Genomic DNA, 18,276 nt, shown 5'->3' with positions numbered 1-18,276 from the left:
GAAAAACCTGGTCGATTCAATGCGCCGTCACCGCAGCCGGCGCCGGAGTTGACGCGGCCCGCGGCGGCACAGGCAGGCAATTGCCCTGTTCGGCAGCGCGTCGCGCACCTCGCTTGCGTTCCCGCGCGAGTTGCCGCACGTAGGTGTCGAAGTCGACTTGCATCGTATGCCGCGGCGATCTGACGTACCGGGTAAACATGCGTTGGCGCTCGCCCTGCATCTGTTCTTGCATCGCTCCGACCGAGGGCAGGGCATATCGGCCCAGCAAGTAGTCGCTCGCCAGGCCCGCTTGCAGCGCGGCCAGCGGAAAGATCGCCCCCAACGGTTGCAACAGCCCGATGAAGAACAGGTTCGGCAGGCCCGGCTTGAACACGCGTAAAAACAGCGGCAGATCGTTGCCGGGTGCGGCCAGAAACTGAGCGTCGAAGAACGGGAAACTGACCTTGTAGCCGGTGCAATAGATGACGGCGTCGACCTCGGCCGTGGTCCCGTCGACGAACCGCACCTGGTGGTCGTCAAAACGATCGATGTTCGGCTTCGGCACGATGTCACCGTGCGCGATCCGGTCGAGAATCGTCGACGAGACGCTGGGGTGGGCCTCGAACAGGTCGTGGTCGGGCGGCTGCAGCCCGTAGTCTTGCATTTTGCCGACCTGCACGCCGAGCATGAAGCGCAGGATCACCCGTTGCACTCGCCAGGGAAGCCAAGGGTTATTCCACTGGTCGATCGGCCGGCCCCAGAGGTACTTGGGAATGATGTAGGCCCCCCGCCGCGCGGCCAGGTACACCTTTGCCGCGACGTAGCTGCACTCGACCGCGATATCCATCGCGCTGTTGCCCATCCCCAGCACAAGCACTCGCTGGCCGCGGAATTGCTCGGCGTCGCGGTAATTGTGCGAATGCAGTACGCGCCCGGCAAACTGGCCAGGGAAGGGGGGCTCGGGCCAGCGCGGGTCCCAATGATGCCCGTTGCAGACGAACAATGCGTCGTATTGACGCTGCTCGCCGGTGCTCAAGTCGATTTGCCAGGTGCCGTCGTCGGCGCGTTGTGCCCGCTGGACCGCCGTGCGAAAGGTGATCGTCTCGCGCAGGCCGAAATGGTCGGCATAGTCACGGAAATACTGGAACACCTGCGAGTGATGGCAGAAATTCGGCCACTCGGCCGGCATCGGAAAATCGGGATACTGCATTCGCACCTTCGAGGTGTCGATGTGCAACATCCGGTAGGCTGACGAAACGCCGTTGGGGTTGTTGTAGTACCAGTTCCCACCGACGTCGTCGCTTTTTTCGAAGCAGTCGTAGGGAATCCCGCGCTCCTTGAGCGCCTTGGCCGTGGCCACTCCGGACGATCCGGCACCGATGATGCAAACTCGTGGCAATGCCGACATGCGGGTCTCTCCTCGGCACAACTTCCCCGGGGAACCGGGGCTTGCCAGCCCGGCGGACTCCGATCTTACCAAGACCCGCTCTGCGGAGCGCTTGTCGCACGCCGGCTTCCGCGTTGTGAGGACGAAAACAGCAAGTTAGACTCGGGCCCTGTGGAAGAATCTCGCGAATTGTCGACCGTTGATTCCAACGCGCGCCCCGCACTGCGCAGCGACGCCTGGGCGTTTTTTCTGCCGCTGGTGCTCCTGCTCGGGACGGCGTTGGCGTTGATCTGGGCCACCTGGGGCGCACAGCCGCGGCTGCCGGTCGATTTCTGACCACGTGGAACCCTACCGGCAGACGATTCCATTCCGCCGCTCGGCCCGGGGCCGTCGGACCGATTCATGAATCAACGCGACGCAGAAGCCGCCCGCGAATCGTCGACCGCGGCCCGGCGCGGGTTTCTGGCCTTCGTCGCCTTGCCGTCGATCGTGGTTCTCGACCAGGGGTTATCGCTCGCCAGCGGCCTTCCACTACGGTCGCTGGGTGCCTTTGCACTGATTCCTGTCGGTTGTCTCGCCTGGGCCGCGATGGGCCTGGTCATGTTCGCCACGCGGCGCGGTCGCCGATGGTTGGGTTGCCGCCGCCGTGGCCTGGCGCTGGGCACCTGCGGAGCCATCGCGGGGCTCGCCGGCGCCGAGAGCCTGATTCAGTGGGCCCGACCCGCGGCTCCCTTTCATTTGCGCTCGCCGGAGACCGCCTATCGATTCGCCCCCGATCCCAAGATCATCTTCGGCGTGGCGCCGCGTACTCGGTCGAGTTACAACGCGCAGGGGCTGCGGGGCCCCGACTGGTCTGCGCGGCGCGAGCGTTTGCGGGTGCTCTGCATCGGGGGCAGCACGACCGAATGCTATTACGTGGACGACCAGGACGCCTGGACCAATGTCCTGGCACAGGAACTGACGGCCCGATTGAATGAGCCGTGCTGGGTTGGCGCAGCGGCGGTCAGCGAAATGGCGTCGGGGCATCATGCCCGCTTCATCGCCACGTCGCCGCTCGTCGACGAGGTCGATTGTCTCGTCGTGATGCCCGGCGCCAATGATCTGGTGCGCATACTGCTGGGTCTCGATCAGGGGGATGCGCGCGTACCTACCTGGTATGGACTCCAATTTGTCCAAGTGTCCAAGAACTATTGGAACGTCGATCGTCAAAATGGTTTCTGGGCCGACGAGACAGGACAACGGCTGCAAGGCGTGCTGCGACTGGGTCGCGCGATCCCTGCGCGGCCGATTGATTGGCAAGCTGAAACGACCCACTATGCGCAGCGCCTAGTCAACCTGTGTGTCGCAGCAAAACACCGAAAGCCCCGACTCTTCCTGGTTACTCAACCTTATCTCTGGGACCAACAGCTCACGCCGCAAGGCGTGAAACGACTGCTCTGGGCGCGGGCTGTGCCCACCCCGCGGCCCTGGGAGTTCTTAAACTCGCGAGACTTGCGGCGAGTGGCCGATGCCTTCAACGCCGAGGTGGTTCGCGCGGCGCGCGAACAGGGCTGTGAGCTGGTCGACGGGGCCGCTGCGATCAACGGTCACGAGCGTTGCTTCTACGACGACTTCCATCTGAACGACGCCGGTTGTGTAGCGCTGGTGCAAACTCTGGCGGAAAGCATCGTTCGACGCATGGCAGCCGAGCCTGCGCGCCGTTGAAGCGCGCGAAACGGCACGTCTTGCCTAGCAATCACTCAGGGTAGCGCATATGATTCAAAAGATAGGAGCCGGTGTTGGGGCCAGCTCCTCAGCGGGGCAAGGTAGTTGAGATTTGCGGACGAGAGGCCTTGGACGATTTGACCGCTGCCGAACTTGAAGTGATGCAAATCCTTTGGGAGTTCGGTGAACTCAAGCCGCAAGAAGTCTTGCAGCATCATCCACGCGAGATCAGCAATTCCACGTTGCGCACTTTCTTGACGGACCTGGTCGGGAAAGGTCATGTGACGCGGACGAAGCGCGGCAAAGTCTTCTACTACCAGGCACAGACGGCGCGGACTTCGGCCTTTCGTCTGCGCGTGCAGCACCTCGTCACGTCCTTCGCCGGCGGGTCTTATTTGAACCTGGCTCGCGAATTGATCGGCCTGGAGGAGTTTCCCGCCGATCAGCTCGAGGAATTGAGGCGCGGGATCGACCTGCAACTCGGCACCCCGAGCCTGAATGCCGGCGGCGCGTGACTTTCGCGCGGCGCGCAGGCAACATAGTGGCGTTCTTCACCCCCGGGCCCTTGGCCCGCACCCTGGGAATCGCCACGATGAAGGCCAGACTCTTTGCCCCGGTGGCGGCATTCGCCGTCGTCAGCCTTGCCCTTACGCAACTCTCCACGGTCCGCGCAGCAGGTCCAGAAATGCTGGTGTACGTCGGCACCTACACGACCCGCGGGAGCGAGGGCATCTATCACTTCCGGTTCGACATGCGCAGCGGTCAGCTCGAGCCAGCTGGCGTGACCAAGGGAGTGAAGAACCCGTCGTTCTTGGCCATCGCGCCCGACGGCCAACATCTGTACAGCGTGGCCGAAGTGGAAACGCTCGACGGCCAGCGCGCCGGTGGCGTGTGTGCGTTTGCGATCGAACGCCCCGGCGGTGCGTTGCGCAAGCTCAATCAACAGACGTCCGGAGGGGCCGGGCCATGCCACGTCTCGCTCGATCGCACGGGGCGCGTGGCGCTGGTTGCGAATTACGGCGGCGGCAGCGTGGCCAGCCTGCCCATCGACGACGACGGGCTACTTCAGCCCATCGCTTCATTCATTCAGCACACGGGCCAGGGCCCCAACGCGCAGCGCCAAGAAGGCCCCCACGCCCACTCGTTCAACGTCGATCTGAACAATCGCTTTGCCATGGCGGCGGACCTGGGCATCGACCGCATCATGGTCTACCGGCTCGACGTGCCATCGGGCCGGCTGACCGCCAACGATCCGCCTGCAGCCGAGGTTCCACCGGGCAGTGGACCCCGGCACTTCGCCTTTCATCCTTCGGGGCGATTTGCCTTCACCAACAACGAGCTGAACTCTACCGTCACCGGATTCCGCTACGACGGCAAACTGGGCGTGTTGTCGCTGATCGAGACGCTGTCCACGTTGCCGCCGCAGGCCGCCGCCGCCGACAACACGCCCGCCGAGATCCAGGTGCACCCCTCTGGTAAGTTTCTGTACGTGTCGAACCGTGGCCACAATTCGCTGGCGGCGTTCAAGATCGACGCCGACACAGGAAAATTGACGCCCAGCGGACATACGCTTTCGGGCGGCGAAATTCCGCGTAATTTCGGCATCGACCCGACCGGTGCCTTCCTCCTGGCCGCCAATCAAGACTCGGGGAATGTCGTGGTCTTTCGCGTGGACGCAGCGACAGGTGCACTCACGCCGACCGGATCGGTCGTCCAGGTGCCGATGGCGGTATGCGTGAAGTTCCTCCCGTTGGAAACGCCGCGCTAAGCACGCCGGACGCCATGCAGGCCGCTCGCGTGCATGTTCACCCCGGGCGGGCAAACAGCGGTTCGAGCAGTGCCCGCAGGGCGAGCCGCGCACGGTGCAAGCGCGTCTTGACCGCGCCGGGGGAAATGCCCAACAGGTCAGCGGCTTGCGCCGTGTCGAGTTCCTCGATGTCGCGCAGGAGCAGGATTTCGCGGTAGCCTTCCGGCAGCTGGTCGATGCATGTACGCACCTGCGCCTGCAGCTCGGCCTGGGCCAACTGCTCGACGGGCCCGGCGGCCCACGGCCGTACGCCCCGGGCATGATGTCCGGTCTCGTCGAACGTGGGGAGCAATTCGTCGAGCGAGGCTGGCCTGCGGTTTTTCGCCCCGCGCAGCTTCATCAGGCAGGCGTTGACGACGATTCGGTGCAGCCAGGTGCCGACCTGCGATTGGCCGGCAAACGCGCCGATCGACCGGAACGCCGAAATGAACGCGTCTTGCACGGCGTCGGCCGCATCATTCTCGTCGGGCAGCAGCCGCCGGGCGACGGCCAGCATCCGCCCACCGTAGGTCCGCACCAACCACTCATAGGCCGCATCGTCGCCCGCGCGCAGGCGGCCTAGCCATGCGGCGACAGCGTCTGCCGTGTCATCGGGCAATTCGGAGTGCGAGCGATCCATCGGCCTTATCCGCAGTCGGGGACCACGCCAGGCGAGCACCGATTGATTGTAACGGGTGCGCGGCTCGTTGCGCGCTCGGCCTGCGTCGCAGGCGCGCGGAGATTGCCTGGCGAGGTCGCGCAGATTACAACGAAGCGACCACCAAGACCGACCCTGGTCACGGCTTTTCAAAAGGGCAACCACGTGGATATCAAGCAGGCCATCAAGTTCAATCTGAACAGCTCGAACTACCTCGTGAACGGCTATCTGGCCGATCTCTCCGATGGCGATCTGCTGATTCGCCCCGTGCCGGGCACGAACCACATCGCCTGGCAATTGGGCCACCTGATCGCTGCCGAGCGGATGCTCGTCGAGAAGGCGGTTCCGGGCTCGATGCGGCCGTTGCCCGAGGGCTTCGCCGAGCGGCACAAGAAAAGCACCGCCGGAAGTGACAACCCGGCCGATTTTCTGACGAAGGCCGAGTACTTGCGCCTGGCCGAGAGCGTGCGTGCCAACACCCTCGAGGTTGTCGAAAAGCTGGCCGAGGGCGACGCGGACAAGTCGGCGGGCCAAGGAGGCCCACCGTTCTTGCAGACCGTGGGCGACACGCTCTTGTTCATCTCGGGGCACTGGCTCATGCACGCCGGCCAATGGGCCATCGTCCGCCGCAAGCTGGGCCGCGCACCGCTGTTCTGATCCTGTGCGCCCAGGCTTGCGTTGCGTCCCTGCCCTCAGGCGGATCTCAGTAACCCACGTCGAAACTACATGCGCATTCCTGCCGGAATCGCAACCGACATAAACAGCGAGTAGCCGAACGCCAGCACGGCGAGCCCGATGAGAATGGCGATCTGGATGCGCGCCAGAAGCGTCACCAGCGAAAGCACCATCAGCGTCGCTACGCCCATCGCTACCTGGCACACAGGGTGCATCAAGTCGACATGCCAGATGGCCGTGATCGGCGCTGCCGCAAGAAAGCCTGGCAGGCAAGGCGCGTCCCAGAGGTAATCCCGCGCCACTTGATCCCAGGCCCAGTGCGGGTCCCAGTGACTTTGCTGGCTGGCCATGATGCATAGCGGGGCCGGCAGGTAGAACGCGGCCGCAAGACACAGCACAGACCGCACGTTTCTGCGGCGCTCGGCCGGCGGACCCAAGAATAGCCCCAGCCACAGCAGCACCGGCAGCACCGGCAACCACAAGAACCCAATCGCCAGCCAGGTCGTCGCGACCAGCGCTTGCAGCAGGGTGAACTGAAACTTCTGCGGTTGCTTCGCGTCGTTGTCCGGCATACGGGTACCTCGCTGTTGGTCAGGTCCGCATGGTCGGATTCGTCTTGCGCTGCGGGTCGTCTCGCCAGACGAAATACGAGTAGACCGGCAGCCCGATCACCATCAGGGCCACGAGCCCCAGCACGATCGCCAGCGTCCAGGCGTTGTGCAGCACTGCCAAGAGGAACATCGCGAAACCAGTCACCATGAACAGCCAGCCGGCCAGTCGGTGGGTCTTGTTCCAACTCGTCTCGCTCGACAACGTCCACGGGGTGCGCACTCCGACAAACCAGTTCGGCCTGAACGTGCCCATGAAGTGGCCCAGCAGGCAGAACAGAATGCCGATACCCAACGGGACCACGAGCGAGACGTTGACCGGGTAACCAAAAGCAACGAGCAGGAGCATCGCGTGGAGCGCCGCGAAAAACGCGACCAGCGCCACGCGGATTACCTGATAGGCATGGGCAAAGGCATCGTAGGCGATGCGGTTCGGGTCGATCCGCGGGAGCAGCAGCAGCAACCCGTAACTCAACAGCGCCATGAATGGCATAAGCAGCAATCCCTCGACCTTTCCGGCGTAGCGATCCGGCTCGCCCGCCAGGTTCCAATGCACCGGCATGCGCACGGGGGCACGAGTCCACAGCACCGCCGAAGCGGCGAACATGCACAAGATGATGATTAATTGGAAGACCTCCGTGCGCCTATTCGTTCGCATGACTTGCTCCCTTTCGGTCTGCGCACGGTTCGCAACAATTCAAGCACGGCCGCGATGCGCTCCTCGACGAACGTGCAGTTCCGGCTCGCGCAGATGCTGGTCCGTGGCGTTTCTCTTACCGTCACGCATGCATGCTGAATTAAACTGTAGTTTCACTCAAAGCAGCGAAGAGTGAAAGGAAAACTGACGAGCAGCAGGACTGCTCATCGACATGGCCGGCGACAGGCGGACGGAAAAGGCCGCCGTCTATCGCACGAATCTCGCCTGGGACGACTACTGCCGGAAGACCTGTGATGCGACTAGCTGCTGACGCTGCCAGTGTCCCGGACGACGTTCACCTACAACGGCGATGGGCTGATGACCCAGTATCAGCAGGGCGCGACCACCCGCAAGCAGATCTGGGACGGCCAGCATCTGCCGCTGCAGTCCGCGGGATTGCGTTACCGAACGGCCTTGGCTACCTTGACTTCGCAGTTGAAGGCGCCGATCAATCGACACACCCGCCAGGACCGGGCGCGCCGATTCCCGCACATCACATGTGCGCCATTCAGGGCGCGACGCGTTCGTTCTGGGGCACTTCCATCATCGAGTCCATGAGCACGAACAAGGCTTCCTGCACGAACTCGCGCATTTCGGGCAGGTCGCCGCCGGGGAGTCCGCCGTAGACGGCCGCCGATGCGGGCATCTGGTCGGCGTGCGCGTGGCCGTAGGCCACGGCTTCGGCCAGGTCGCGCTCGAACGCTTCGACGACGCCGGGCTGGGCCTGCGGGCGCGTGACGCACATGTGAATGGCGTTGGGGTACTGCTGGCCGTTGAACCGCCAGCCGCGCTGCTTCATGAAGTCGTTGATGTGGTAGATGTCGAACGGCTCCGAATTAAACGTGAAACAGAACGACGGTTTGCCCAGGATCCGCAATTCGGCGTGCCGCCGCACCACGTCCTGCATCGCAAAGCTCGTCTCGAAAATGGCCTGCGCTTGCTGCAAATAGCCCGGGCGGCCCAGGCTCATCATCGCCCCCCACGTGGCGGCCAGGATGCCGACCGAGCGGCTGCCCTGGATGCCCGGCGAGTGGTACTTGCCGCCCGACCAGGCCTCGCTGGTGAAATACTGGTGCCGGCGCAACGAGCGGTCGCGATACAGCACGACGCTCGAACCCTTGAGGGCAAAGCCAAACTTGTGCGTGTCGGCCGAAATGCTCGTCACGCCCGGCAGGCGAAAGTCGAACGCCGGGATGTCGTAGCCCAACTCTTCGCCGAACGGCAGGATGAACCCGCCCAGGCACGCGTCGACGTGCAGCCCGATGCCATGTTCAACGGCCAGGCTCGACAGCTCGTCGATCGGGTCGATCGTGCCATAGGGATAGTTGCCGGCCGAACCGATCAAGGCGACGGTGCGATCGTTGATCTGATCGCGAACGAAATCGATATCGACCAGCGTTGTCGCCGCATCGATGGGGGCCGGCACCACCTTGAGCCCGAACATCCAGGCCCCCTTTTCGAACGCCGCGTGCGCCGTGGTGGGTAGGATGATTTCCGGGGCAGTGATCCCGCGCTCGCGGCCTCGTTCGCGATAGACCAGCAGCGCCGAAAGGATGCTCTCGGTGCCGCCCGAGGTGACTGCCGCGCAAGGCTCGCTGCCGTCGGCTACGGCGCCGGCGTGCATCAAGTCGAGCGTCATCGCGGCGATCTCGCTTTCGAATCGAGTCGCGCTGGGGCACATGTCGCGCTGAATGGCGTTCATGTGCGAAAACAACGCGAATACCTCGTTCAGAAAGCGAAAATGCTCGGCGTCGCCGCCGTACATCGTGCCCGAGCACTTGCCTTGCTGCCAGCAGGCGTTTTCTTCGCGGCTCATCTGCCGCAACTGATCGAGAATCGCCGCTTGCGCCAGCCCCCGCTCGGGCAAGCGCGTGGCCACGCCAAAGCGGCTGGCATAGGGAAACAAATTGCCAAACGGGCTGCTGCCGTCCTGCGACATGGAAAGACCTTGGCTTGCGCGCTAGTTATCGTTGAACAACACCTGATGCAGTTTGGCCAGTTCCTCGGCCGACAGCTTGGCCTGTTGGCGATCGTAAGTCAGCAGACCGTTGACCTCGCCTTCGACGTCGGTCGTCTGGGTATACACGCCCGCGGCCACGCCCTGTTTGCGCAACCGGTTCAGCCGCTCGATCGACTGGCCGTAGCGTTCGAGCAGCGCGGCTTTCGATTTGGCCAAACTATAGCCCCAGTTGCGCCGATCCGGGTCCCAAAGATGCCCCTCGACCGGCCAGCCATGACCGCCAAACTCGCCGATTACTTCAATGTATTCGGGATAACGGTCGCCGAAATCCTCGCCTGGATGGGGATAGTTGTGCGCGTCGACCACGTCGCCGACCGGCCAGAAATTGCCGCCGCTGGCAATATTCACCAGCCGCGAGGGATCGCGCCGGGCAACCCAATGCCCGACCTCGAGGGTGCGGTGCTGTCCCCAGGCCTCGTTGAAGGGCACCCAGACCACGATGCACGGATGCTCTTCGAGCAGATCGATCATCCGCTCCAGTTCGGTCATGTACTGCGCATGCTCGGCTTCGGGCCAGTTGGCGTCGACCGGATCTGGTTTCAGCCGGGTCCACGGAGGATTCTCGCCGCCGCTCACCTGGTCCTGCCAGACGAGCATCCCCAGGCGGTCACAATGGTAATAGTATCGCCGCGGCTCGACCTTGATGTGCTTGCGGATCATGTTGAAGCCGGCGGCCTTCAAGAATTCGATGTCGGACCGCATCGCCGCGTCGGATGGAGGCGTCAGCAGTCCGTCGGGCCACCAGCCCTGATCGAGCGTGCCCCAGTGGAACAACGGTTTGCCGTTGAGCGTGAACCGCCATTTGCCGGCAGCGTCCCGAACCTTGCCCACATCGCGAATCCCTGCATAGCCCTGCACCTGGTCGAGCACCTGCCCCTGGCCATCGATCAGCGCCACCTCCAGATCGTAGAGGTGGGGTGATTGCGGCGACCAGAGTTGGGCGTCGGCGACGTGGACCGCCAGTTCCTGAGCGCTGCCCTGGGCCTCGGCCACGACCCGGTCGCCGTCCTTGACCTGCAGCCGCAACCTGGTGCCGGTCGCGTCGCCGGCCAGCTCGGGCCGGACAGTGATCGTGCCGGCCGCGGCGTCCGTGTCGACGTTCAACTCGACCAGGTACGTCGGCGCGACCTCTTCCAGCCAAACTGTCTGCCAGATGCCCGAAACTTGCGTATACCAGATTCCCTCGGGCTTACGGACCTGTTTGCCGCGCAACTGCCAGTCTTCGGTCTTGTCCGTCACGCGCACGACGATTTCGTTATCGCCCTGCCGCGCTGCCTGGGTGATGTCGAACGAGAAAGGTGTGAAGCCGCCCTGGTGCGATCCGACTTGTTCGCCGTTGACATAGACGTCGCAACGGTAGTCGACCGCTTCGAAATTCAGCAGCACCCGGCGGCCAGGCTGCGGGGTCAACGACACCGTGCGCCGGTACCAGAGCGCCTCGGTGGCTTCGAGCAGCCGCTGCACGCCGCCCAACCGCGATTCGAGCGCGAACGGCACGAGCAATTGGCCCAGCCAATGCGCGGGCGTCTGGGTCTCGGAATCGGCGGTGACGGCGTAATCCCAAGCGCCATTCAGGCATTTCCACCCTTCGCGCACCAGCGCAGGTCGGGGATACTCAGTCCAGGCGTTGTCCGCCCTGACTTCGGCTCCCCAGGCCGTGAGCATGCGAGTCTTGAAAGGCTCGGCTGCGCGGACCGCGGCTCCAGCGGGCTGAAACAGCCCTGGGCCTGCAACAGCGACGAGCAACAACAGCCATGCGGGTTCACGCCATCTCATGTCGGCAGTTCCTGGGATGCGCAGCTGCGGCAGGCGACGGGGGCTCAACAGTATGACGCGCCGTCCAGCCGTTCGGTGGATGAGCATATTCCTCTAGTGTTCGATCGGAAGCAACTGCTTCCCGCTTCCATGGCAAATCCTCGTAGCGTCACGGTCACTTCTTCGAGCGATCCCGATCGCCGCGCCCAGACCCGCCAGCACATTCTCAACGCCACCGAACGGCTGCTCGCCGGCGGAGAAGCCTTCGCCAAGCTCAGCATCCAGCGGATCGCCGTCGCCGCGGGCGTGTCCCGCGCGACATTCTACCTGCACTTCCACACCAAGCGCGAGCTGATCGCGGCGCTCGCACAGGACATCACCGCCGCCTGGACCGAGATCGCCGCACCGTTCCTGACCGATCCGCTGGCCAGCCGCGACGACCTGGAGCAGGGGCTCCACCGGATTCTTGTCCTGTGGCGACAGCACCGCGCGGTCGTGGCGGCGATCATCGAGTTGGCCGAGTATGATCTCGACATGCGCCAGGCGTGGCGCGACACGCTCGCCGGCATCGCCCAGATCATCGGCCAGAGCCTGCAACAGCGGCGATCGCAACTGCCGCCTGAGAAGACCGAGCTACTCAGCTGGTTTATCGTCTGGTCGGGCGAGCGTTTCATGCATCAAGAGGTCGGCGAGGCCTCGCCCGAGCGCGATCACCTGCTCGTCGCCGTGTTGTCCGAGATCGTTTGGAAGCTGATGCACGACTGATTCGGCGCCAGTGGCCTGCCCCTTCGGCTCCGCGTCGGCGTTTTGGGCGACGTGCTGAGGAGCCGAGGTTCCGTTGTGCCGCTGCCGCGCCGCCACCAACTCGGCGGCGGCGTGATAGCGCGACACGACACCGGGCTGGGGCCACAACCCGCCGCCCAGGATTAACAGCGTGAGCATCAAAATGGCGAAGCGTTCCGGCGCCCGGCCGTTCAGGTCGATGGTCGCCGGATGGGTCGCGCCCGTGAACACGCGGAAGTAAGCGTGCAGCATCGCCAGGCCGTTCAACGCGGCGGTCGCCACGACGATCGCGCCGATCCAGGGCGCGGCCATCACCGCACCTTCGACCAGCATCTCGGTGCCCACGAATCCGACCGTGCCCGGAAATCCGATACTCGCCAGCCCCGTCAACAGAAAAAACGTCGCGAGGACGGGTGCCTGGGCATAGAGCCCGTGGAATTCGGCCAGCGAAAGCCGTCCGGTGCGAGCCTCGATCGACCGGAGCGTCAGACCGAAGCCGGTCAGCGACAGTCCCACCGAGAGCCACACGCAGAGCGCGCCGGTCAGACCGATGGGGGTGGCCAGTTCCAGCCCCACCAGCACGAGCGACGAATGGCTGAGGAATACGTAGGTAAAAAACCGCCGCGCCTCGATCTGGACAAGGGCCATACCCGCGGCGTAGATGGCCGTCGCCAACGAGAGGATCGAGATGCTATGCAACACCCAATCGGGCGCGATGGGAAACACCAGCCGCATGGCGCCATAGGCGCCGACCATCGGCGTCACCCGCAGCAGCGCCCCGCCGAAGCTGGCGTGTTCGAACAGATCGGTTATCCAGCAGTGCACGGGCACGACGCCGTTGCGCAGCAACACGGCCAACGTCAACGCGATGATGCCCGCCGTGTTCCAGTAGGAACCCTGGCTCGAGATCGTCACCAGCGTTTGACCGCCTAGCAGCAGCCCGGCAAACGCCACCATGTGGACGACATACACGCGCGTGGGCTTCAGCCGGCGCCGAAGCTCGAAGTATTGCGGAATCGTACCGACGACCAGCATCGCGACGACTGCCCAGGGCTGCCGGCACGAAAAGATCATCAACAAGATGGTTTCGGACAGCAACGTGCTGGCAAACGAGAAGCGGCGAATCTTCGTCCGCATGGTCGCCAGCAACGTGAGAAAATAGATCAAGGCCCCCAGCGACAAGAGCGGCGCGCTCAGCTCGTCGATCACTAGCAGGTCTTCGCCGAAGACCCGCTCGATGACGTCCCAGCGGTCGTGTGCCTCGTAGGTATGCAGCAGAGCAAAGTCCTGCCAGGCGCCGCACGATGTCAGCAGGCACAGGCCGCTGAATACCAGGCTCACGCGGCGCGCATCGTCAGGATCGCGCAGTCGCAATACCGCCAGCGCGCCCACCAGCGGCAACAGGATCGACAACTCGAGCCAGGGCAGATGCAGTTGAATCATCGCAGGTCCTCAACCGGGCGTCCGCTGGCGATGCGATCCGATTCGCGCGAGCGCGTGCCCGACAGCCAGTCGGTCCAGCGCCGCTCCCAGGTGTCGAAAAAGCGGAACATGCCGACCCAGACCGCCACGATCTGGTCGAGCAGCGCGTCGAGCTCACCGCGCTCGATGAACAAGCGATAGAGCCGCAACTGCAGCGGTTCGGGCAACCAGAGCAGCCACCGGCTGGGCCGATGCTGCAGCCGCCCGCCAATGGCGTTTTCCAGAGAGTGGTAGTCGCGGATCAACGTCGGGGCCCGCAACAATTGCAGCATCCGCAGGCAGGCGTGACCGATGATGTGCACCAAGGCCAGGTAGCGGAACCCCAGGCCGATCTCGACGGTGATGATGCCGACCTGCGTGAGCGAGGCAAAGGCCAGGCCCGTCTTGATATCGCTTTGCACGCTCGCCGCGCCCGAAGCGAACAGCGCCGTCGCCAGGCCCAGGATAATGACCATCGCGCGCAGCGTCGGCGAAAGATCGAGCAGCGGGCTGACGCGCAGCAGCAGATACACGCCCAGGTGGACCGATAGAGCGCCGTAGAAAATCGCGCTGGACGGCGTCGGACCTTCCATGGCGCGCGGTAACCAGCCGGAAAAAGGCACCAATGCCGATTTGCCCGCGGCTGCCAGCAACAGCAGCGAGCCGACGAGCAGCGCTGCCCGGGGCGACAGCGTCGCGGCACCCTCGGGCCATGGCCCGGTGCCCATCAGCGCCATGAAGTCGCCCTCTCCGCGCAGGTGGTGCAGCAGCACGGCGGCCCCGAGAAAGGCCGCATCCGCGACGCGGTAGACCGACCAGACACGCTGCCCGTTGACGACCGGCGACCGGCGTTCGTGGAAATAGGCCACTAGCAGCGCCGACGACAGCCCCACCAGTTCCCAGCCGAGGAACAAGGTCTCGATCGTGCCGGCCAGCGCCGCGAGCACCATGCCCAGCAGGAAGAACGAGTAGAGCATGAAGAACCGACCATAGCCGGGCTCGCGGTGCAGATACCGATTGGCAAACGCGCCGGTCGTGGCGACCAGCACGAAAATCAGGATGCAAAAGGGCACCGACAGGCGATCGAAGACGATCTTCAAATGAAAATGAAAATGCTCCTGGGGAATCACCACCCAATTGCCGAATTCGATCGGCACAAAGCGGACTCCTGTCACCAGCATCAACACGAGCACGGCAATCGCCGCGACCAGACCGGTCATCACCGCAATCTGCGTGCTGCGCGACAAGGCGTGTTCGCTGAGCGGTTGATTGACCAGGTAGCTGAGCCCCATCAACGCCATCAACAGCGTCGGTGCGCCAACGACGACGATCCCCAGCCAGTTGAAGATCAGGTCAAGATCCATGCAACGCTCCTTCCGTCACGCCGTTACCGCGATTTTCCGGCTCGGGTTCGATCACGGCAATGCCCAGGTGACCGCGGCGCCCGCGATACCAATCGAGCGATCGCGCCACCTTGGGCAGTTCCCCGTCTTCGACCTCGTATTCCTTGAACACGCCTCGTTCATAAACGTGAATCGTCGGCCCATCGGGCGACAGCGTGGCCAATTGAACCCACTCGTTGCGAATCAACTGGCCAATCACGGGGTTCGCGTCGATCAGCCGCAGCATCACCTCGGGCGTCGTCTCGATGACGAACAAAATCCGCAACGGCTCGTGGATCTCGATCATCTGTTGCGACAAGCCGGGCCGTAGGTCTGTCGCGGCCCCCTCCATGACGCCCAGCAGCGAGACGATGTTGTGCGGCAGTTTCGAACCACAGCCATAGACCGCCGGATCGACGCACGAAAAGTAGTATTCCAGGCTAATGCCTGCGCAAACCGGAATCGCGGGCGCCAAAATCCGGGCCAGGATCGACGCCTGTTCGTCATCCTGCGTCGGATCGTAATCGCTCAAGAAGGCACGGCGATCGAGGAATAGGCCGCGCGTGCGCGACCGGCGGCCGACGATGCACATGGCATTCGTGGCGTGATTGTATTCCGGCCGCGCCTGCGACAGGTCTTCCGACCGTTCGTGCACGTGGTCGAGCGCATGCGCAGAGGTCAAGGAGAGGTCGGCCGAGACGAAACGCCGAATCCGTTCGTGCGCATTGCGGGCCCGAGCTTCGTCGATCGCCGCAGTGGCTGCCTCGAATTCGGCCCGATGCGGCACAGGAATGCTGTCCAGGTCGAAGTACGTCACTTCGTCGGTGCAGGTGTTATGGAAGCCGCCGACGAAGACCGTATCGTCCGGAATCAACAGCCCGTGCTCGGCGAGCCGCTCGCGAACCACCGGATCGTTCGCCATCTTGGTGATCGCCCGCGCGTTCGGGCCGCCCAGACCGCCGCTGCACGCGCCGCAGTTATACGCCGATTCGTGCGGGTTATTCAGGCTCGACGAACCGTGCCCCAGGACAATCACAATCCGCGCGAAATCGTGAGTCAGGCCGATGTCACGCAACACGCGCTCGACGCACGCCACCATCTCGTCGCACGAATAGCCATGATGTTCGGGCTCCTGGTTGGGCGGGTCCTGATAGCGCAGCAGCGTCAGCTCGGTGACCGGCGGCGGCTGCACGAATTCGCCGAACGCGCGCCGCAGCTGGGCCGTAATCCGGGGAAACATGATCCGGGCCACCAACGGCATCGACGCCAACGAGCCGAACAGCGCCGTGAGGAAACCGCCCAAGAAGCTGCGGCTCTGCAGGTGCCAGCGGTGCGACGCGGTGCCCAGCACGCGCCGCGTCTGGGCTCGCTGCCGATTGGCGGCCCTTAACGAGTACGCCGGCTCTTCGCGAACGAAGTGCTTGGGCTTGATCACGACGGGACACAAGGGGCGATAGTGGGCGTCGGCCGCGCCGCGATAGTACATGGCCACGGCGAAAAAGCCGGCCATGGCGTAGGTCACGCAACGCGGATCGACTTCCTCCAAATGCCGGCGGAAAGATTCTTCGCGATCGTCGATGCAGGTCACCAGTTGAAACGAAGTCGGCTGTTCGACGGGTGGCAGCGGGCGCGAACTGTGCATGTACAGCGCGTCGAGCGCCTGAGTTCGATAGCGACGCTCGAACGCCAGGTGCAGAATTCGCCGCCGCTCCAAGCCGGGGAACGACTCGATCTCCTGCACCAGGCACGTCCATTGCGGCTTCGACATGCTGAGCAATTCGCGCAGGCTCCACCCGCGCAACTGGGCCAACTGGAAAACCAGATGCGCGCGTTGCTCGACGTGCACACGCGGCTCGCGCGGCTGTGTCCGGCGCAGATACTTGCGCAAGCGCCGCAATTCGATCGCGCCCCGCCGCGCTTCCGGCACATAATGCCGCAGGGCCAGGCGTTCCAGAACCAGCCGCACCGCGAGATATTCGACCAGGCTGCCAGGCGGAGCAGGACGCACTGTCCATTCCGCGTTAGTTTCCATCTGCCACAGCATGCCGGCCCAGCCCGGCAGCGCGAGCAGCGTCTCTTGGATGTAGTCACCTGCCTCGCCCGGCTCGACTCCCAGCAGCTCGAGCGAGCGTTTGATCGAGGCCAGTGCACCCTCACGCGACGACTCGATCTGGGCCAACTCGGCCGGCAAGTCTCGCAGCCAGCCCGCATCGAACCAGCGCGAATGGCCGTGCACCGCCTTGAACGATTCCAGGAATCCGGCGTCGCGCCGGGGAACCTGCCAAATGGCGAAACCTTGATCGAGAAATGCGGCGCAAAACTGGATCAGCAACGGGTTGACCAGCAGGTCAATATCGCGCCCCCGCGCCTGCCAGAGCACATCGCGGTGACGGACCAGCGGCTGGTGGGTCTCGATCCGCGGCACGCCGTGCACGCCATGCATGCAGATCCGCCACAACAGATGCAGCGTGAGCGATTCCCAGCGATCCTCGCTCCACGACTCGATCGATGCCGTGCCGAAGGTGTGCAGCAGCTCGTCGACCGCGCCGCGAATGTGATGGTCGACCTGCTCGCGGCCCGCGTGCAGATACACCATGACCCAGCCCCGGGCCTCCTCGATCGCCTGCCGGCGCAGCGGCTCGGGCGTCTCCGGCCGGAAACACCGCAGTGCGTCGCCTTCGGCAATCAGCCAGCGGGTCTCGGCATCGGAACCGAACAGGAGCGGATACTCGAGCATCGCGCGGCGCAAGGCATAGCGCGTGCCCATGAAGCCGATCAATTCGTCGGCCGAATCCTGCAGGTCGTCGAGCAACACAGCCGCGATGTCGGTCGTGCGAATGCGCCCTTGGGCAACCATCTGCCGGTACGCGCTTTCCGGCAGATAGGGCTGGCCGCCGTAGACCTTCAACCCTTCCAACACCGCCTGATCGAAGCGCAGTTGCTCCAAGGCGTGCAGCGTGTTGTGGTGGACGAAGACGGAAATGGGGCCCTGGCTTGGCAGAACATGCGTCGCATGTTCGATCAGCTCAGACAGCGAATGCGCCTGCAGGGAATGAGCTTCTGACGATACATGGCCAGAAGCGAGCTTCGAGGCTTCTTGCACGGCTGGGGCTTCAGTCACGCGGAGGAGGAGGTGGGGTCCGCCGTGTTCTCGGCGGATACCGAAATTCTAGCTCGCACACCCCGGCCACCCAACACGGCTAGACTGAAGTTCCCTTAACTTGGTTGCCCGCCGATCACGCAGCAGGCTTCCACAACAGCCGGCAGGTGCGCTTGTGCACGCATCGAAACAGGGTGACAGTGCAGGTATTGCGCGCGAATGCCCCCCCGAGTTCGCGGTGCGCCGCGTCCAGAAGTCGCTCCGTCCAACCGACGCGAAGC

14 protein-coding genes are annotated in these 18,276 nt (G+C 64.1%); 5 read left to right on the top strand and 9 right to left on the bottom strand.

The features are described from left to right. Nucleotides 1–16 precede the first annotated feature (16 nt). A complete protein-coding gene (locus K1X74_14685) occupies nt 17–1,387 on the bottom strand; it encodes an NAD(P)-binding domain-containing protein (GenBank protein MBX7167573.1) in 1,371 nt (456 codons plus the stop codon). Nucleotides 1,388–1,555: 168 nt separating this feature from the next. Here K1X74_14685 and K1X74_14680 point away from each other — a divergent pair, with 168 nt between their 5' ends. The 4 genes from K1X74_14680 (at nt 1,556) to K1X74_14665 (ending at nt 4,838) form a co-directional block, all read left to right on the top strand. Next, nucleotides 1,556–1,702, top strand: coding sequence for a hypothetical protein (locus tag K1X74_14680; protein ID MBX7167572.1), 147 nt, complete (start codon nt 1,556–1,558; stop codon nt 1,700–1,702). A gap of 66 nt (nt 1,703–1,768) precedes the next feature. Beyond that, nucleotides 1,769–3,070 (top strand): SGNH/GDSL hydrolase family protein, encoded by a 1,302-nt coding sequence (locus tag K1X74_14675; protein MBX7167571.1) that lies wholly within the window; start codon nt 1,769–1,771, stop codon nt 3,068–3,070. A 128-nt stretch (nt 3,071–3,198) separates the two neighbouring features. Next, complete coding sequence (locus K1X74_14670) at nt 3,199–3,585, top strand: BlaI/MecI/CopY family transcriptional regulator (protein MBX7167570.1); 387 nt, start codon at nt 3,199–3,201, stop codon at nt 3,583–3,585. 77 nt (nt 3,586–3,662) lie between these two features. After that, complete coding sequence (locus K1X74_14665) at nt 3,663–4,838, top strand: lactonase family protein (protein ID MBX7167569.1); 1,176 nt, start codon at nt 3,663–3,665, stop codon at nt 4,836–4,838. Nucleotides 4,839–4,875: 37 nt separating this feature from the next. On the opposite strand, the gene K1X74_14660 is transcribed toward K1X74_14665, so the two are convergent. Next, nucleotides 4,876–5,496, bottom strand: a complete 621-nt coding sequence (locus tag K1X74_14660) for a sigma-70 family RNA polymerase sigma factor (protein ID MBX7167568.1) — start codon at nt 5,494–5,496, stop codon at nt 4,876–4,878. Nucleotides 5,497–5,679: 183 nt separating this feature from the next. Here K1X74_14660 and K1X74_14655 point away from each other — a divergent pair, with 183 nt between their 5' ends. Then, nucleotides 5,680–6,171 carry a DinB family protein gene (locus tag K1X74_14655; protein ID MBX7167567.1) on the top strand — a complete coding sequence of 164 codons (492 nt, stop codon included), beginning with the start codon at nt 5,680–5,682 and terminating at the stop codon, nt 6,169–6,171. Nucleotides 6,172–6,236: 65 nt separating this feature from the next. On the opposite strand, the gene K1X74_14650 is transcribed toward K1X74_14655, so the two are convergent. The 7 genes from K1X74_14650 to K1X74_14620 form a co-directional block, all read right to left on the bottom strand. Further along, the gene (locus tag K1X74_14650; protein ID MBX7167566.1) at nt 6,237–6,761 is read right to left on the bottom strand and encodes a hypothetical protein; all 525 of its coding nucleotides are present in this window, start codon (nt 6,759–6,761) and stop codon (nt 6,237–6,239) included. Between the two features lie 19 nt (nt 6,762–6,780). Continuing rightward, on the bottom strand, nt 6,781–7,455 hold the full coding sequence (locus tag K1X74_14645; protein MBX7167565.1) for an SdpI family protein: 675 nt from the start codon (nt 7,453–7,455) through the stop codon (nt 6,781–6,783). A 547-nt stretch (nt 7,456–8,002) separates the two neighbouring features. Next, nucleotides 8,003–9,433 carry an aspartate aminotransferase family protein gene (locus K1X74_14640; GenBank protein ID MBX7167564.1) on the bottom strand — a complete coding sequence of 477 codons (1,431 nt, stop codon included), beginning with the start codon at nt 9,431–9,433 and terminating at the stop codon, nt 8,003–8,005. A gap of 21 nt (nt 9,434–9,454) precedes the next feature. Further along, nucleotides 9,455–11,377: a glycoside hydrolase family 2 gene (locus K1X74_14635; GenBank protein ID MBX7167563.1), complete on the bottom strand. Its 1,923-nt coding sequence runs from the start codon at nt 11,375–11,377 to the stop codon at nt 9,455–9,457. 525 nt (nt 11,378–11,902) lie between these two features. Continuing rightward, nucleotides 11,903–13,495: an oxidoreductase gene (locus K1X74_14630; GenBank protein MBX7167562.1), complete on the bottom strand. Its 1,593-nt coding sequence runs from the start codon at nt 13,493–13,495 to the stop codon at nt 11,903–11,905. Beyond that, nucleotides 13,492–14,877, bottom strand: a complete 1,386-nt coding sequence (locus K1X74_14625; protein ID MBX7167561.1) for an oxidoreductase — start codon at nt 14,875–14,877, stop codon at nt 13,492–13,494. Before K1X74_14625 ends, K1X74_14630 begins: the two co-directional genes overlap by 4 nt. After that, complete coding sequence (locus K1X74_14620; GenBank protein ID MBX7167560.1) at nt 14,867–17,998, bottom strand: DUF2309 domain-containing protein; 3,132 nt, start codon at nt 17,996–17,998, stop codon at nt 14,867–14,869. The genes K1X74_14625 and K1X74_14620 overlap by 11 nt, the downstream gene beginning before the upstream one ends. Between the last annotated feature and the right edge of the window lie 278 nt (nt 17,999–18,276).

Source organism: Pirellulales bacterium, from assembly GCA_019694435.1.
Classification (GTDB): domain Bacteria; phylum Planctomycetota; class Planctomycetia; order Pirellulales; family JAEUIK01; genus JAIBBZ01.
This window is presented reverse-complemented; position numbering and strand designations above follow the sequence as displayed.

Bases quoted from the DNA above. Each gene is read 5' to 3' on its own strand.
- K1X74_14635 (MBX7167563.1), bottom strand. From the start codon at position 11,377: ATGCTCATCCACCGAACGGCTGGACGGCGCGTCATACTGTTGAGCCCC.
- K1X74_14685 (MBX7167573.1), bottom strand. From the start codon at position 1,387: ATGTCGGCATTGCCACGAGTTTGCATCATCGGTGCCGGATCGTCCGGA.
- K1X74_14630 (MBX7167562.1), bottom strand. From the start codon at position 13,495: ATGATTCAACTGCATCTGCCCTGGCTCGAGTTGTCGATCCTGTTGCCG.
- K1X74_14650 (MBX7167566.1), bottom strand. From the start codon at position 6,761: ATGCCGGACAACGACGCGAAGCAACCGCAGAAGTTTCAGTTCACCCTG.
- K1X74_14665 (MBX7167569.1), top strand. From the start codon at position 3,663: ATGAAGGCCAGACTCTTTGCCCCGGTGGCGGCATTCGCCGTCGTCAGC.
- K1X74_14660 (MBX7167568.1), bottom strand. From the start codon at position 5,496: ATGGATCGCTCGCACTCCGAATTGCCCGATGACACGGCAGACGCTGTC.
- K1X74_14645 (MBX7167565.1), bottom strand. From the start codon at position 7,455: ATGCGAACGAATAGGCGCACGGAGGTCTTCCAATTAATCATCATCTTG.
- K1X74_14675 (MBX7167571.1), top strand. From the start codon at position 1,769: ATGAATCAACGCGACGCAGAAGCCGCCCGCGAATCGTCGACCGCGGCC.
- K1X74_14640 (MBX7167564.1), bottom strand. From the start codon at position 9,433: ATGTCGCAGGACGGCAGCAGCCCGTTTGGCAATTTGTTTCCCTATGCC.
- K1X74_14625 (MBX7167561.1), bottom strand. From the start codon at position 14,877: ATGGATCTTGACCTGATCTTCAACTGGCTGGGGATCGTCGTCGTTGGC.